The sequence below is a fragment of the Altererythrobacter epoxidivorans genome (genome assembly GCF_001281485.1).
GTDB classification, from domain to species: domain Bacteria; phylum Pseudomonadota; class Alphaproteobacteria; order Sphingomonadales; family Sphingomonadaceae; genus Erythrobacter; species Erythrobacter epoxidivorans.
Map to the genome: position 1 here is coordinate 1320055 of NZ_CP012669.1, position 15790 is coordinate 1335844.

Annotated in this window: 14 protein-coding genes; 8 read left to right on the top strand and 6 right to left on the bottom strand. The window is 59.7% G+C overall.

The annotated features are described in order from the left end of the window. Nucleotides 1-73: 73 nt before the first annotated feature. Nucleotides 74-559 (top strand): DUF2165 family protein, encoded by a 486-nt coding sequence (locus AMC99_RS06640; protein ID WP_061924453.1) that lies wholly within the window; start codon nt 74-76, stop codon nt 557-559. Between the two features lie 25 nt (nt 560-584). Here the strand turns inward: AMC99_RS06640 and recN are convergent, their stop codons facing one another. Beyond that, nucleotides 585-2249 (bottom strand): DNA repair protein RecN, encoded by a 1665-nt coding sequence (gene recN / locus AMC99_RS06645; protein WP_061924456.1) that lies wholly within the window; start codon nt 2247-2249, stop codon nt 585-587. Nucleotides 2250-2335: 86 nt separating this feature from the next. Then, complete coding sequence (locus AMC99_RS06650) at nt 2336-3139, bottom strand: outer membrane protein assembly factor BamD (protein ID WP_061924457.1); 804 nt, start codon at nt 3137-3139, stop codon at nt 2336-2338. A 181-nt stretch (nt 3140-3320) separates the two neighbouring features. On the opposite strand from AMC99_RS06650, the gene AMC99_RS06655 reads away from it, so the two are divergent. From AMC99_RS06655 to AMC99_RS06665, 3 genes are all read left to right on the top strand, one after another. Continuing rightward, a complete protein-coding gene (locus AMC99_RS06655) occupies nt 3321-3494 on the top strand; it encodes a Flp family type IVb pilin (protein WP_061924460.1) in 174 nt (57 codons plus the stop codon). Next, the gene (locus AMC99_RS06660; protein WP_061924463.1) at nt 3494-3688 is read left to right on the top strand and encodes a Flp family type IVb pilin; all 195 of its coding nucleotides are present in this window, start codon (nt 3494-3496) and stop codon (nt 3686-3688) included. Before AMC99_RS06655 ends, AMC99_RS06660 begins: the two co-directional genes overlap by 1 nt. A 134-nt stretch (nt 3689-3822) precedes the next feature. Then, nucleotides 3823-5457 carry a hypothetical protein gene (locus AMC99_RS06665; protein ID WP_061924466.1) on the top strand — a complete coding sequence of 545 codons (1635 nt, stop codon included), beginning with the start codon at nt 3823-3825 and terminating at the stop codon, nt 5455-5457. Nucleotides 5458-5520: 63 nt separating this feature from the next. Here AMC99_RS06665 and AMC99_RS06670 read toward each other — a convergent pair whose 3' ends face one another. Continuing rightward, the gene (locus AMC99_RS06670) at nt 5521-5898 is read right to left on the bottom strand and encodes a hypothetical protein (protein WP_061924469.1); all 378 of its coding nucleotides are present in this window, start codon (nt 5896-5898) and stop codon (nt 5521-5523) included. A 262-nt stretch (nt 5899-6160) separates the two neighbouring features. Here AMC99_RS06670 and AMC99_RS06675 point away from each other — a divergent pair, with 262 nt between their 5' ends. From AMC99_RS06675 to AMC99_RS06690, 4 genes are all read left to right on the top strand, one after another. Continuing rightward, a complete protein-coding gene (locus tag AMC99_RS06675; RefSeq protein ID WP_061924472.1) occupies nt 6161-6976 on the top strand; it encodes a hypothetical protein in 816 nt (271 codons plus the stop codon). Nucleotides 6977-7180: 204 nt separating this feature from the next. Next, nucleotides 7181-7852 carry a DUF5343 domain-containing protein gene (locus AMC99_RS06680; RefSeq protein WP_061924475.1) on the top strand — a complete coding sequence of 224 codons (672 nt, stop codon included), beginning with the start codon at nt 7181-7183 and terminating at the stop codon, nt 7850-7852. A gap of 121 nt (nt 7853-7973) precedes the next feature. Then, nucleotides 7974-8318 (top strand): TIGR02391 family protein, encoded by a 345-nt coding sequence (locus AMC99_RS06685; protein ID WP_232301527.1) that lies wholly within the window; start codon nt 7974-7976, stop codon nt 8316-8318. Continuing rightward, nucleotides 8319-9179, top strand: coding sequence for a hypothetical protein (locus AMC99_RS06690; protein ID WP_157058273.1), 861 nt, complete (start codon nt 8319-8321; stop codon nt 9177-9179). Between the two features lie 93 nt (nt 9180-9272). Here AMC99_RS06690 and lepA read toward each other — a convergent pair whose 3' ends face one another. The 3 genes from lepA to AMC99_RS06705 all read right to left on the bottom strand — a co-directional run bounded on the left by lepA (nt 9273) and on the right by AMC99_RS06705 (nt 15662). Further along, nucleotides 9273-11090 (bottom strand): translation elongation factor 4, encoded by a 1818-nt coding sequence (gene lepA / locus AMC99_RS06695; protein ID WP_061924483.1) that lies wholly within the window; start codon nt 11088-11090, stop codon nt 9273-9275. A 95-nt stretch (nt 11091-11185) separates the two neighbouring features. Further along, nucleotides 11186-13339: a putative bifunctional diguanylate cyclase/phosphodiesterase gene (locus tag AMC99_RS06700; RefSeq protein ID WP_232301528.1), complete on the bottom strand. Its 2154-nt coding sequence runs from the start codon at nt 13337-13339 to the stop codon at nt 11186-11188. Between the two features lie 154 nt (nt 13340-13493). Further along, nucleotides 13494-15662, bottom strand: coding sequence for a putative bifunctional diguanylate cyclase/phosphodiesterase (locus AMC99_RS06705; protein ID WP_083440108.1), 2169 nt, complete (start codon nt 15660-15662; stop codon nt 13494-13496). Nucleotides 15663-15790: the final 128 nt, after the last annotated feature.

The window sequence follows — 15790 nt, forward strand, 5'->3', positions numbered from 1 at the left end:
CAAGCTATGCATGAGCTATCGCGTGGGGAAAAGCGCGATGGTTCGGGTCGCATCACCAGTTTGGGGGAAAGTGATGATCGACCGGAATCTGAAGGCGCTTTTAAGCGCCAGTGCAGGGCTGATGGCCCTTCTCTACGTGCTCCACAACCTTGCCAACCTGCAGCAGGCGCACGACTTCTTCATCTACACGACCAGCCATGCCGACCAGAAAGCCTATCCGGTCACCTTGCTGCCCGTGCCTTCCGAAATACTGATCGTCATCGCCATGATCATGGTCTTTGCACTGGAACTAGCCGCGGGCGTGCTCGGCATCTTCGGCGGCTGGAAACTTTGGTCCGCGCGCAAGGATGACGCAGCAGGTTTCGAAGCAGCCAAGAAGTGGTCGAAAATCGCCATGGGCTGCGCAGTGCTCAACTGGTGGGGCTTGTTCCAGGGTGTCGCGGTCGCCGGTTACCAGCTGTGGCAGATGCCGCTCGGCGTCGGTCCCAATCAGGGTAGCTGGGTGTTCGGCGGGATCGCGATGATGACGCTGATCTACATCACCATGCGCGACGACTAGGTCGGAGCACGCCTGAAGGAGGTTATCACACGCCTTCCAGCAGCCGGTCCGCCTGTGCCCTCGCCTCGGGCGTAACTTCTGCGCCGGACAGCATTCGTGCGATCTCTTCCTGACGGCCTGCCTGGTCGAGCAGGACCACGCTGGTGCGGGTTACCGTGCCTTCGGACGACTTGGCGATCATGTAGTGCGTCGATCCGCGGGCCGCCACCTGCGGGCTGTGCGTCACTGCCAGCAATTGGCCGTCGGAAGCGAGCCGCGCGAGCCGTTCGCCGATAGCGCTCGCCACTGCACCGCCTACGCCGCGGTCGATTTCGTCGAAGATCACCGTTGCCGCCCCGCCCTGTTCGGCCAGTGCAACCTTCAATGCGAGGATGAAGCGCGACAATTCGCCGCCGCTGGCGATCTTGTTGAGCGGGGCGAAATCGGCCCCGGGATTGGTCGCAATCAGAAATTCGACGCTGTCGATGCCCTGCGGCCCCCAACGCTCTTCGGGCAGTTTGCCGACCGCCGTGAGGAAGCTCGCTGCATCGAGCTTCAGCGGGGCGAGCTCTGCCGCCACCGCCTTGTCGAGAGCCTTGGCTGCCTTCAGCCGCGCAGCATGGATTCCCTCCGCCTTTTCCATGTAGCGCCTGCCCGCTTCCTTCGCTGCAGCCTCGAGCGAATCGAGTTCGGCCTCGCCGCCTTCGATCGCGTCGAGCGCGCTGCGCATTTCGCGCATCTTGTCCGGCAGTTCGTCCACTTCGCAGCGGTGCTTGCGGGCAATCGCGCGCAGTTCGAACAGGCGGGTTTCGGCCGCTTCCAGCGCCATCGGATCATGCTCCAACGCGTCGGCAGCAGCCTGCAGCTTGTCCTCCGCCTCGCCAGCCTCGATAACCGCACGGTCGAGCGCAGCCAGCGCCTCTGCCAACAAGGGATGTTCGGGCGCGATGCGGTCGAGCTTGCGCGCTGCGACCCTGAGCGACGCCAGCGGCGAATCCGATCCTTCCCAGACGTGGCGCAGATCCTCGAGATCGCCCGAAAGCTTCTCTCCCTTCTGCATGGATGCGCGTGTTTCCGCGAGCCGCGCCTCCTCTCCTGCCTGCGGTTCCAGTGCCGTCAGTTCTGCCAGATGGGCGAGCAACAGGTCCTGGTCCGCCTTGGCCTGGTCGACCGTCTCGCGTGCCTTTTCCAATTTCCCCACGGCGTCGCGCCATTGTGCCCATGCACGCGCAAGGCCGTCGGTATCGGCGCCCGAATATCGGTCGAGCAAAACGCGATGCCCGCGCGGATTTACGAGACCGCGATCATCGTGCTGTCCGTGCAGTTCCACCAGCGCCGACGCGATCTCGCGCAGCAGCGCCACCCCGACCGGCTGGTCGTTGATGAATGCCTTCGACCCGCCGTCCGCCTTTACCTGTCGGCGGATGATAAGTCCTTCGCCCGGCTCGATCTCTATGTCGGCATCGGCGAGAGATGCTGCGATTGCATCGGGCAGAGCGGCAAAGTCGAAACTCGCCGTTACGCTCGCCTTGTCCTCTCCGCTTCGGACGAGACCGCTGTCGGCCCGGTTACCGAGGACCAACCCCAGCGCGTCGAGGAGGATCGACTTGCCCGCACCCGTTTCACCCGTCAGCACGCCCAGCCCGCGACCGAAATCGAGGTCGAGCGATTCGATGAGAACGATATTGCGGATGGACAGGCGGGTCAGCATGGCAGGTGTGCCATTATCTAGCCCAGACGATGCGGCTCGTCACCGCCTGATAAGCGCCCTTGAACAGTTTGTGAGGGCAGGCCCGCTCAGCTGGCCTGCACGCCCGGGGCGTGCTTGTTCACCAGCTGATATGCCTTGTCGTACCACTCGCTGCCCGGATAGTTCGCGCCGAGGACGGCCGCGAATTTCACTGCCTCTTCCTTGAGCCCGAGCGCAAGGCTGCACTCGGTCAGGCGGTAGAGCGCCTCGGGAGCGTGGCTGGTGGTCTGGTAGGTTTCGACAACGTTCTGGAAGCGAAGTTGCGCTGCCAGCCACATGCCCGAGTTCTGGTAGAAGCGGCCGATTTCCATTTCCTTGCCCGCGAGGTGATCCTCGACGAGGTCCAGCTTGAGCCGGGCGTCCGCAGAATACTCGGTGTTCGGGAAACGGCGGGTCACTTCGGTCAGGGCCGTGCGGGCCTGCTCGGTGATCTTCTGGTCGCGCTGCACGTCGCTGATCTGCTCGTAATAGCTGAGCGCGATCAGGTAATAGGCGTAGGGCGCGTCCTTGTTGCCCGGGTGGATCGACAGGAAGCGCTGGGCGCTCGAAATTGCCTGATTGTAATCCTGCGCAACGTAATAGCTGAACGCGCTCATCAGCTGCGCACGGCGGGCCCACGGCGAATAGGGGTGCTGGCGCTCGACTTCGTCGAACAAGGCAGCCGCCATCTTCGTATCGCCGCGATCGAGCCGCGACTTGGCTGCCGAGTACAGCGTTTCGACGTCGCGCGCGACGTAGGCAACGTCTTCATTGCCCCCACCACGGCTGGCGCAGCCTGCAAGAACGATGGTCGAGGCGGCCATAACGGCGGCCAGGGCGGGCTTGAAGCGGATGCGCGAAATCGTCGTCATGGACCGAGCCTATAGCCAGCGTCTCAATGAACGCCAAGTGAAGTTCGCTCCGCAATCCGCAGTCACGTTGCTGAAGGACGATTAACCACCTCCGGCGAAGCGGAATTAACGCTTCAAGGAGCAATCCCGTTTCGCAGGCCGTGAGATCGGCCCGCCAACGGGGTCAGGCAAAGGATCGGCTATGCTACGAAATCTGTGGCTGGATGAAAGCGGCGCAACCGCCATCGAATACGGGCTTCTCGTCGCCCTGCTGTCGATCGCGTGCATCACCGCATTGCAGGCAGTCGGCAACGAGCTGTCGACCACGATGAGCACGGTTTCGACCACGCTCGACGGCAACAACACCATCTCGTGATGAAGAGGCGGATCTTCCGCCTGCTGGCCGATGAGCGCGGCGCGACGGCGATCGAATATGCCCTGATCGCCAGCCTGATCGCGGTCGCCGCAATCACCGCCATGCGCAGTCTTGGCAACGAACTGGAGACGACTTTCAGTACGGTCGAGGCAAAGGTCAACGGATCGAACGAGAAGCTCGTCAACGGCGGCTGACGCCAGCCCGATCACAGCCAGATGCCTCCGCTCCATCTGCGACAAGGTCACCGGCCGCTTGCCTCAAAACTTGACTAAGTCGCAGTAGGGGTATTTCCTGTCCGCCAGTGTCTGGTCGCTGGGGGAAAACGACCATGCTGGAGAGTAGGACAGGAAAGGCGAGGCTGGGCTATTTCGTAGCCGTCAGCGCCTCAGCCTGCGCGGGACTCGTTTGTGCCGCTACCAGCGCTTCGGCACAGGAATCAGCGCCAGCCTCCGCCCCTGTTCCGGAACGGATCGGAGGTAATCAAGACATCCCATCGTCGCTTGGTGCGCGCAGATTCTCGGGCGAAGGTGCAACATCACGGGTCGAAGGAACCGGTATCTGCCGAAATGCCTTCGATCTCGCGCAGTATGCCAACACCCAGATTGACGGCGCAGGCTGTCCTTTCGGAACCTTCAGCCTCGCAAGCGACTACCGCAGCAAATTCGAGACGGACCTAGGTGAGATAACTGTTTCATTCGGGATGTCTCGCGAAGCCGACTCTGGATTTTCCCTGACACAGCAATTGTCCCGCCCTCATTCCGGAGTTGTCCGGGAATCGGCCCTCACGACTGCAGGTATTCAAGCCCAGTTGGCAGGCGGTGACGTCTCCGTTTCGAGCACCCTCGGGCTCAGCAGGAACTGGGAGCGGCCACTGAGCCCGGATGAGCTGTTCCCGTACCGCTTCAACGAACGGTCGGGGCTCTCCCAGTCTCATTCGATCAAGGCGAAACTGTTAGATGATGGCGCCAACAGCCTTACACTCGATGCAAAGCTCGATCGCGCAGACCAAAATTTTCGATATCTTCGTGGGTCAAGCCTCGACAGGCTGCTTCTCGCTAGCGACAATTCAACCAGCCTTCGCGCGGTACTGAAATTGCAGGGAACAAAGCTCGATGCTTCCCTGAGGTCGAACGCCACGTTCCTCAGCGACAGCCATACACGAAAGCTGAAGCTCTCGCGCGGTGGGATCGGTGTCGAATATTCTCGCCGTGACGCAGTAACGGTCGCCGACCAAGCGATTGGCAACCGTGCATCATCGTCGACCAGGGATCGTTATGGGATCACGCTGGATCTTTACGGCATTGCGCCGACGCTGGCGTTTTCAGATAGTGGAGCTGCGCAATTCCTCCCCAAGCAAGTGGGTATCGCTTTGGAAAAGCGCGGAACCTTGCGCGAGCTTGCAACCGAGCTGCAACGCGATCGCAAGACAGCAATTGAACTGACAGGCCTGTGGCAGACCGGGCTCGGCACAACGATCCTCAATCAGCGTTCTGAAAAGGGCACCAGCACCACTGCACGTGCAGAAATGTCGAGCAACCAGCTGTTCGCAAGCCATATTGTCACGATCGGAAATTGGGATATCGGTGCGGACATCCTGAGGTTCTCTAATAGCACCGCCCAAGGACAACGCGACAGTACCTCACTTTACAGTGCCAGTCTGGGATACCGAGCCAAGAGCGGCCCCCGCGTCCAGATCGACATCGGGCAAGAGGCGATGAATTTCGGCGGAAGCGACAGCGAATTCACTTTTGCCGACAAGACGTTCCAAATCGGCTTGGAACTGGACATGACCCCGGTCCTGCGTCGCAAGTTGGAACGCGACGACATCTATCTGTCGGCCGCGTTCCGCATCAACCTCAACCGTTCCGATTACGAGTTGCGCCTGTTCGACGAGGTTCTGGATCGCGAGACCGACGCCTACAATCGCCAGGGTCTGATGCTTACCTTCGGGATGAACCTCTAGACTCGAGAAAGCCGGCCCACTTTCGCAGGCCGGCCTCCATCTTTTCAGATTTTCGAACTTCGGTCAGTCGGCGCGGCGACAGATCCGGTTCGAACGATACTGGCCACCCGGCGTTGCCGTTTCGGTGATTGTACAATCGAAAGCGCCGATCGTCAGGTCTTCGCGATAGGTGAACGCGCTTTCCGGAATCTGGTCCTCGGGAAGAGTACCCTTGTCGGTGTACACCTGGAACTGGAGTACGCCCTCGGCATCGCTCTTATTGATGAACTGGGCGGAACATTCCGGATCGTAGACATAGAGCATTTCTTCACCGCCGCGAACGAAGCAGCCTTCGACATCGGTCTTTTCAGCAGCATTGACCGGCGTGTTGTCCGACTTGGCGATCGCGGGCCCGGCAACAGCAACACTGGCGGCAGCGAGTACGAGTGCAAGTTTCTTCATGGGACCTCCCCCTAAATAATTGAAAAGAAATTATTTTTTTGGCGGCCGTATTGGGTATAGTGAACCTATTGGTGAATTAGTCAACGCCCAGCTGGATTCATTTTTTCCGCGCGGAGAAGGTCGCTGGCATCCACCTGAATAAACGGGGAAATTTCCAGCAGCCCCACAGTTCTTTCCTACTTGCTCTTTTTGTGATCCATCCTCGCCGGTTCGCGCCTGCGAGGATTTCGCGCGCCGGACGGCAAGCGAAAGGACACCAGCGTTGACCAGGAAATCCGACCCCCGCGAGACCCGCCTTCCGATTGGTCCGGGCGAGCTGCCCGACTTCACCCCCGTCCCCCGCCTGTGCCAGCGACACGACGGCTGGACGGCAGAACGCCAGTTCGCCTTCATCGAGGCGCTGGCCGACACCGGCAGCGTCAAGGCCGCCGCAGCCGCCGTCAACATGAGCGCGGAGGGCGCCTATTACCTGCGCCGCCAGAAGGGCGCCGAAAGCTTCCGCAAGGCATGGGAGGTCGCCCTCTCCCTCGGCGTGCAGCGGATCGAGGATGTTGCCATGGACCGCGCGCTCAACGGCGTGGACGTGCCCGTCTATTCCTATGGCAAGCTGGTGGGGATGCGGAAGAATTATAACGACCGGCTGTTGATGTTCATGCTGAGGAACCGCGCGTCGGACCGTTTTGCTGAAGGCAAGCCCAGGGCGATGAGCGCGATGGACCTGACCCGGCTCGACCAGGAAAAGAAGAAATGGCGGCGCGAGTGGGAACTGGAACAGCAGGCCGCCCGGCCGCAGGTGAGCACTCAGGAGGTGCGCGACAGCATCGAGCGGAAGATCGCGGCGGTGCGCCAGCGGGTGGAGGCCGACCGCAAGCGGGAATGGGAAGCGCTGAGCGATGAAACCCGCGAGGCGTGGCAGCGGTTCGAAGCCCTCAAAGCGCGGGATTTGGATGCGCTCAAGCAGCGAGGCGATAGCGCGGATGAAACCATGCCCTCACTCCCCGCACCAATTCAGTCAGATCTGGAGGAGCCGGAAACGGGGCCGAAGATAAGGCGGCTTAAGGATGAAGGGTGGGAGTGAGGCTATTCCTCTCCTCTCTCGCGGCAGGGCGGTAACGCCGAACGCGCGGAATGAGCACCGACTGATTAAGTACACTATCGGCAGAATTACCAACAAATTGGGGATACAGCGCAATATGAGAATGTTCGAAGTTGCGGGGCTTAGTCCGACAAGATATCCAACCCACCTATGAGCGCAATAAATTCGCGATTAAAAGGGATTTTCATGGCATCGCATCCGTACATTTCGGGACCCGGTAATATCCTACAGATGATTTCCTATTTGCGGAAGAACTTCCCCGCGACGGTTACGTCTGAGACCGTTAAGAAGTTTGGACTGGCATCGAACAACGAAAGCTACGTCATTAATGCGCTGCAGTTTCTCGGATTGATCGACGAGGAAGGCAAACGCACGACAGAGGGCCATGATGTCCTCGTGCTTCCAGATGCTAAGTTCCCTGCGGCCTTCGAAACACTAGTCAAAAAGGCGTACAGTGACTTGTTCGAAATTAGGGGCGACGACGCTTGGACGATGACCAAGAGTGAGCTCATCGGTTATTTTCGGACGACCGACAAGACCAGCGAGGTTATTGGAGGACGCCAAGCAGGCGTCTTTCAAGTGTTCCGGTCACTCGCTGGCCACGAGAGTGCGGAAGATAGGACTGCGCCGAAATCACCAGCTAGGGCTCGAGGAAGCAGGGCGAAGGCGGCTCCTGATCAGTCGAAGGAGAAGGCCGCAGGATCGGTCGATACTAAGATAAAAGCCGAAATCGGGCCCTCTGGGGGTCGCAAGGACATGGCATTGACGGTGCGGATTGAAATAAACCTGCCGGCCAATGGATCCAAAGAAACTTACGATAACATCTTCAAGAGCATCCGAGCGAATCTGTATGTCTAGTGCCTTCACGGCATTTGAGCGAATTGCGAGGGCCGCAAGCGGACTTGCTTATGGGTCGGAGGATGAGACTACGCAGACCCACCCGTTTGACGAGCGCAACATCCACCCCGAGCTTAGCAAGGTGTCGCTCAAACTCTTCAACAACGGGCATTACTCCCAAGCGACTTTTGAGGCCTTTAAATTCCTCGACATTCAGGTGAAGAAACTGTCTGGTATTAACGAAAGCGGCCAAAAGCTGATGATGGCTGCCTTCACAGATTCAAATCCAAAAATCCGCCTTACGCCGCTCTCCACGCAGAGCGAAATTGACGAGCAGCTTGGATACAGGTTCATCTTCGCAGGGTCCATGTCCGCGATCCGCAACCCGCGCGGCCACGACATCACTATGGACCCGATTGATCGATGCCTCGACCACCTGTCGTTCGCATCGGTTCTACTTCGTCGTTTAGAAGATAGGCAGCCGTAAATGAGCACTTCGACACCCGATAGCACGACACCTGCTGCCGGTCAGAATCATGCGGATTCGGTCACCACCTCGCCGGTGGCCGCCCCAACAAGCGAACTGGCTCAAACCGTTGTGGAGGTGCCTGACTGTCCTACCCCGCCAACATCCTCGAACGATAATCCGCTTTACCTACAACCCGTATTGCTCGCCGCGTTCCTCGCTTTGCTCGGCACACTCGCAGCGCTGTGGATGAATAACCGCTTTCATAGGGAGCGCCTGAAGTTCGAGGAAAAGCTAGCCGATAAAAAGTATGCTCATGATATCAGCTTGGAAGAACGCAAGTTCAGCCACACCGTGGGAAGGGCAAAATGGCAGCGACAATCCGAGTTTGCGGAAGAACAGCTGGCGGCCTTTTATGAGGCACGCGCGCGTCTAGCTAGCATTAGAAGCCCTGCATCGTATTCCTCGGAAAATAATGATCGAGCCGGAAGGGACCAAGAAACCGAAGCTGTTCGAAACGCAAGAGACCGCTACTATCCTGTGCTTCGCAGATTCAGCCAAGCTTCGGAGTTCTTCAATGCCTTCTACGCCGCGCGACACCGAGCTGTTGCACTATTTGGCGAAGGTGCAGATAGGCCTTTCATCGCGATTTGGCAGGCACTCAACAGAGTTCAGGTCTCTGCATCAATGTTGATGCGTGAAGACATGCACGGAGAGCATCCAAATGTTGCCCAAAATCGCCAGAGGATGGAAGAACGAATTTGGGAAGGTGCAGCGGATCCTGACCCAATCGCCGCTGAAATAGAGGGAGCAATTGAGGGGGCAGAAGCACTGTTTAGGCCTGTAATTATTAGCCCGCCTGAGCCAACTGGTAACGACTGAAGATCATAAGTCCGCCGAGTCCATCTGATGCGTTTGCGAAATCAGCTTGTTAGGTAAGGTTTCTGCACAATATTCGCTTGGGCGATTAGCTCCCTACTCCTCCCCCATCCGCAGCGCAGCAATGAACGCCTCCTGCGGGATGCTCACATTGCCGTACTCGCGCATCCTCGCCTTGCCCTTCTTCTGCTTCTCCAGCAGCTTTTTCTTGCGCGTGATGTCGCCGCCATAGCATTTGGCGGTCACGTCCTTGCGCAGGGCGGCGATGGTTTCGCGGGCGATGATCTTGCCGCCGATCGCGGCCTGGATCGGGATCTTGAACAGGTGGCGCGGGATGAGGTCTTTCAGGCGCTCGCACATGCCGCGGCCGCGCTCTTCCGCCACGCTGCGGTGCACGATTAGCGATAGCGCGTCGACCGGCTCGTTATTGACGAGGATGTTCATCTTCACGAGGTCGCCCTCGCGCATGCCGATCTGCTCGTAATCGAAGCTGGCATAGCCGCGGCTGATCGATTTCAGCCGGTCGTAGAAGTCGAACACCACTTCGTTCAGCGGCAGCTCGTATGTCACCTGCGCGCGCCCGCCAACGTAAGTGAGGTCGGTCTGCACACCGCGCCGGTCCTGGCACAGTTTCAGGATCGCGCCGAGATATTCGTCGGGGGTGTAGATCACCGCCTTGATCCACGGTTCCTCGATCATGTCGATGCGGTTCACATCCGGCCAGTCGGCGGGATTGTGGATCTCGATAGTCTTGGCGTCCTCGTTCTTCGTATGGCCGAGGTGCACGCGGTAAACCACGCTGGGGGCCGTGGTGATGAGGTCGAGGTCGTATTCGCGGCTCAGGCGTTCCTGGATGATTTCCAGGTGCAGCAGGCCGAGGAAGCCGCAGCGGAAGCCGAAGCCCAGTGCGGCGCTGCTTTCCATCTCGTAGCTGAAGCTCGCATCGTTCAGCCGCAGCTTGCCGATGCTCTCGCGCAGTTTCTCGAAATCGGCGGCGTCGACGGGGAACAGCCCGCAGAAGACCACCGGCTGCACTTCCTTGTAGCCGGCGAGCGGCTTGTCCGCCCCGCCCTTCACCGTGGTGATGGTGTCGCCGACGCGGGCCTGTTCGACTTCCTTGATCTGCGCGGTGATGAAGCCGATTTCGCCCGGGCCGATTTCCGGCAGGTCGACCCGCTTGGGGGTGAAGGCGCCGACGCGGTCGACGAGGTGCTGGGTGCCGCCCTGCATGAAGCGGACATTGAGCCCCTTCTTGATGACGCCGTCGATTACGCGGACGAGAATGACCACGCCGAGGTAGGGGTCGTACCAGCTGTCGACCAGGCTGGCCTTGAGCGGCGCGTCGCGGTCGCCCTGTGGCGGCGGGATCTTGGCGACGACGGCTTCGAGCACGTCCTCGATCCCGATACCGGATTTGGCGCTGGTGAGGACGGCTTCGGTTGCGTCGAGGCCGATGACTTCCTCGATCTCTTCCTTCACGCGTTCCGGCTCGGCCGCGGGCAGGTCGATCTTGTTGATGACGGGCACGATCTCGTGGTCGTGCTCGATCGACTGGTACACGTTGGCGAGCGTCTGTGCCTCGACCCCTTGCGCGGCGTCGACCACCAGAAGCGCGCCTTCGCACGCGGCAAGGCTGCGCGAAACTTCATAGGCGAAGTCGACGTGGCCGGGCGTGTCCATCAGGTTGAGCTCGTAGGTCTCGCCGTCCTTGGCGGTGTAGTTCAGCCGGACGGTCTGGGCCTTGATGGTGATGCCGCGCTCTTTCTCGATGTCCATGTTATCAAGGACTTGCTCGGACATCTCGCGTTCGGTCAGGCCGCCCGTCGCCTGGATCAGGCGGTCGGCGAGCGTGCTCTTCCCGTGGTCGATATGGGCGATGATCGAGAAATTGCGGATCTTGGAAAGGTCGGTCATTTGGCCGCGCAATTAGCGGCACTGTGTGCCCGTGTCAGCATCAATATGCATCGGTGCTAGAGCAGGACAGCGCTTTTGCAGCGCGATTAGCGGATTCAGGCCGCGTCCACTGCGGCAGGGTTTGCGTACATGAACTTCGGCACGCTCTTGGTCGGATCGAGCATGCCGCCCTGCATTCCCTTGTAATCGCCCGTCGAAAGAGCTGCCAGGGGAGCCCCTGCTGCCGCGAGTTCATAGGGCGACACACGGTGACGGGTGCAGAGCCCCCCTGCCCCATCGTCCACCAGAGCGGTTTCGAATTCGAGGCCCTGCGTATCGCCATTCGACCTTGTGACCGTGGCAACAGCGAGCTGGCCACCGCCAAGATCGACCACGAACTGCGTCTTGACCGGAACATCCACAAGGCCTTCGATATAGGCGCCGGTTTTCGACAGGTTGCGCAGGGTCACTTCATAAGAGTGATCGTCGTTGATCACCTGGATCTTGCGATAGACGGTGCGGCGGCGCGCACGCTTGACGCGGTGTCCCGGTTCGATCCGCCAGGTACCGACCGCAAGTTCTTCCATCACATCCGAAGCCGAAACGGGATCGGAATAGATGCTGCCCTGCAGGCTATCGACCCCTGCGTCCTTGAGCCGATCCACGAGTTGGACTGTTTCGAGGCCCGTCGCGGTCGTTTGCATGCCTAGCGCCTTGGCAAGAGCCACAATCGCTTTGATCAGGCCGATCTCGCGTCCATCGCGCTCCATAGCGCCGGCGAAGAATTTCTGCCCGATCTTGATCGTGTCGAACGGTGCGCGGCGCAAATAGCTAAGCGACGAATAGCCCGTGCCGAACTCGTCGAGCGAGAGGCGTGCACCGAGCTTGAAAAGCGCGGCCAAAGTCTTGTCGACGACATTGGTATCACCAAGGAAGACCGTCTCCTTGACTTCTAGCTCGAGCCGCTGGGGTGCCAGTTCGCTTTCCTCGAGTGCGTTGCTGACAGAAGTCACGAAACCTTCGGCGGTGAAATGGCTGGCAGGCACGTTGACCGAGACCCGCAAAGCCTCAGGCCAAAGCGCCGCTTCCTTGCAGGCCTGGCGGATCGTCCATTCGCCCACATCGACGATGAGGCTGCTGCCATCGACGATTGACTGGAATTCCTCTTCGTCGATTTCGCCGCGCTGCGGATGGTTCCAGCAGACCAGGGCCTCGAGCGATACCACGCGCATCGATTCTGCCGAGACGACAGGCTGGAATTTGAGGAAGAGCTGTTCTTCCCGGATAGCTTCGAGGAGATCGCCCTCGAGCCGCTTACGGAAAATCGTCTCGTTTTCGAGATCACCGGTGTAGAAGCGGAACTGGCCGCGCCCGCCATTCTTCGCAGCATACAGCGCAAGGTCGGCCGAACGGACGACCTCTTCGCGGGTCACGCCGTCGTGCGGTGCAATCGCGATGCCGACCGAAGCGCCGATTACGCAGCGTCCCTCTTCCAGCGAATAGGGCTGCGTCAGCATGGCAATGATCTTCGCCGCGACTTCGCCCAGGGCGCCGCGGTCATCCATGTCGGGCAGCATGATCTGAAACTCGTCACCGCCGAGACGGCCGATCTCGCAATCCTTGTCCACCGAACGCTTCAGGCGAGCGGCAACCTGCTTCAGCAATTCGTCGCCCGCAGCGTGGCCAAGGGTATCATTGACCTGCTTGAAACGGTCGAGATCGAGCATCATCAGCGCGCAATTGCGTTTCGCCGCCTTGAAAGCAGTCAACGTGCCATCGATCATCTGCGCCATGCGATGGCGGTTCGACAGGCCCGTCAGTGAATCGAATTTCGCGAGCCGCTCGGTTTCTTCTTCGCGGTGATATTGTTCGGTGATGTCCGAGCCAGTGCCACGGAAGCCTTCGAAGCGACCTTCGTCATCGAAAACCGGGCGACCCGACAGGTTGATAACGACGTCGCTCTCGCCCTGGGCGAGGCCGACGGCAATGCCGGTGAAAGACTTGCGGGCGCCCAGTTTCAGGGCAAGCGACTTGGTCCGGCCATCACCGCCCAAAGCGCCGAATACGGCCGGGAGAGCATGGCCGACGAGGCGGTCCATCGGCACGGAAAGACGGTCGGCGATCGCTTCACTGAGATAGGTCAACTTGCCTTCGACATCGGTGGCCCAAAACCAGCCAAGGCCCGAACGTTCGAGTTCGTCAAGCATCGCCAACTTGTCGTCGTTGGACAGGACGGATCCGGCGTAGTCGCGCTGTGTCGCCGACTGCACCTTTGAAGTGGCTGATTTAGCAGAAGAAAATAGGCCCTTCAGCGCCACCCGCAAAAACTCCCTCGCGTGTTGAGATCGCGATCCGATCCGTGTTTTTCAGGAGTAAATCCCGTTGGTTACTTTTGACCTAACGCGCCCGGTTTTTTGCGTAAATTTAGGCTCTTTTTGCGACGGCCTGAACCTTCTCGACCTCGCGGAAAGCCTTGGGACGAAGCTCGTCCTCGCTGGATACCAACATTGCATAGGGGTCCGCGCCAAGTGCGCGTAGCGGCCTGCCGGCTGCCTCGATCTGATAGGGGGAAACACGATGCCTTGTGCAAAGGCCGTCGGCGCCGTCGCTGATGAGCGGCGTTTCGAATTCCAGGCCCTGACTGAAACCGTGCGATCGTCGCACGCGCGCAACTGCAAGCTGCCCACCGCCTAGATCAAGGACAACGTCTGTTCCGACCGGCACATCAAGCAAACCTTCGACCAGCGCGCCCGTTTTCGACAGGTTGCGGAGGACGACGTTGTAACGATGGTCGTCGTGGACGAGGCCAATACGCCGGTATTCGGTGCGTCGATCGGCGCGGTACCGTTCCGGCCCCTTCGGATCGTATGTGATCTCCCCGGCTTCGAGCCGGGCGATCAGTTCCTCGTGCCTGATGGCAAACGAGAAAATCCTGCCCTGCAGGTGGCTTGCGCCAAGTTCAGTAACAAGCTTCAACTCGTCCTGCGTCTCGACACCCTCGGCCACTGTTTCCATCTTCAACACACGCGCCAGGCTGACGATCGAGGCAATGATAGCTGAGTTGTTGTTGTCTTCTTCGGTAGCGCCGCGAACGAAGCTCTGGTCAATCTTGATCTTGTCGAACGGAGCGTTGCGGAGATAGCTCAGCGAGCTGTAGCCGGTACCGAAGTCGTCAAGCGCCAGGCGAACACCCAACTCCTTGAGCGCCTTGAACTTGCGCTGCGTGGTTTCGGAATCGCCCATGAAAACGCTCTCGGTGATCTCGAGTTCGAGCCGCTCAGGCTTGATCCCTGTCACCTTGATCGCATTCGCGACGGTGTCCGTGAAATCCTCGTCCATGAACTGGATGGCAGAAACGTTGACGGCGACCCGCATTTCGCCGGGCCATTCTTGCGCCTGGCGGCAGGCGTGTTCCAGTGCCCAGTCGCCCATCTGCTTGATGAGGCCGATTTCTTCGGCGATCGGGATGAAGAGGCCCGGACTGATCATACCACGTTCGGGATGATCCCAGCGCATCAGCGCCTCGAGACACTTCAGCTTGTGCGTTGATGCATCGAGGATCGGCTGGTAATGCAGTTCGAGTTCGCCTTGCACGATCGCATCACGCAGATCTTCTTCGATCTGGCGCTTGCGTTTCGCGCCGTCGGCCAGTTCGGTCGAATAGAAGCGGTAGCGGCCCCGGCCATGAGCCTTGGCATCGTTCAGCGCCAGGTCTGCGGCTTTCACGAGCTCGTCGACTTCGAGGCCATCGTAGGGCGAAGTCGCAAAGCCTACCGATGTCCCGATGATCGCACGCGCGCCATTCACCGAATAGGGTTGGGAAAGCAGCTGGATGACCTGATTGCCGTATTCGCCCAGCTCTCCGCGATCGTCGATCTCTGGCAGTACAACGACAAATTCATCGCTGCCCAGACGGCCTACTTCGCCGCGATGCGCGAAAACACGCTTCAGCCGGCCGGCTGCCTGGACCAGCAGTTCGTCACCCGCCTTATGACCGAGCGTGTCATTGATGTGCTTGAACCGGTCGAGCCCGACGATAACGAGCGAACAGGAAAGCTTGGCGTTGCGGAAATTGCTCAGGATGGTCACGAGACGTGATCTGATGCGCCTGCGGTTCGGCAGGCCGGTCAGCTGGTCGAATTGCGAAAGGCGCGCTGCTTCGCGCTCACTTCGTACGCGGACGGTCGCATCGCGCGCACTTCCTCGATAGCCGACGAAATTGCCGCGCCGATCGAAGGAAGGATTTCCTGCAAGTTCCCACCACGTATCTTCGCCTGCAACCTCGACCTTCACGATCAGTTGCGAGATCGCGTTGCGCGTTCCGAGCAGGAAAGAAATGGGGCGGGTTTCACGCTCGCCTTCAACCTCGGCATCGCCGGTATCGGGCGTCACGAGGTCGGCCAGAGGCGCGCCAATTACTTCGCCGCGCTTCCAGTCGAGGTCGACGAGGGCATTTTCCGAAAGATAGGAAACGCGTCCTTTCGCGTCTGTCGCCCAGAACCAGCCGAGGCCTGCGGCCTCGTAGCTTTCGAGCATTTCTGCCTTGCGCGCGACATTGCTGCGGGAAAGCCCCGGGAAGGAAAAGGTAGTCATTCCACTGCTGGGAACGTTACCTTTTTTTGTGTTCGCGCCTGTTGGCATCTACGGTCTGTGCCGTCCTTGTAATTACGAGGTCTCCATTCGACCCGAATGCGACGCATGCGCTTTAACCACCGTTCCTT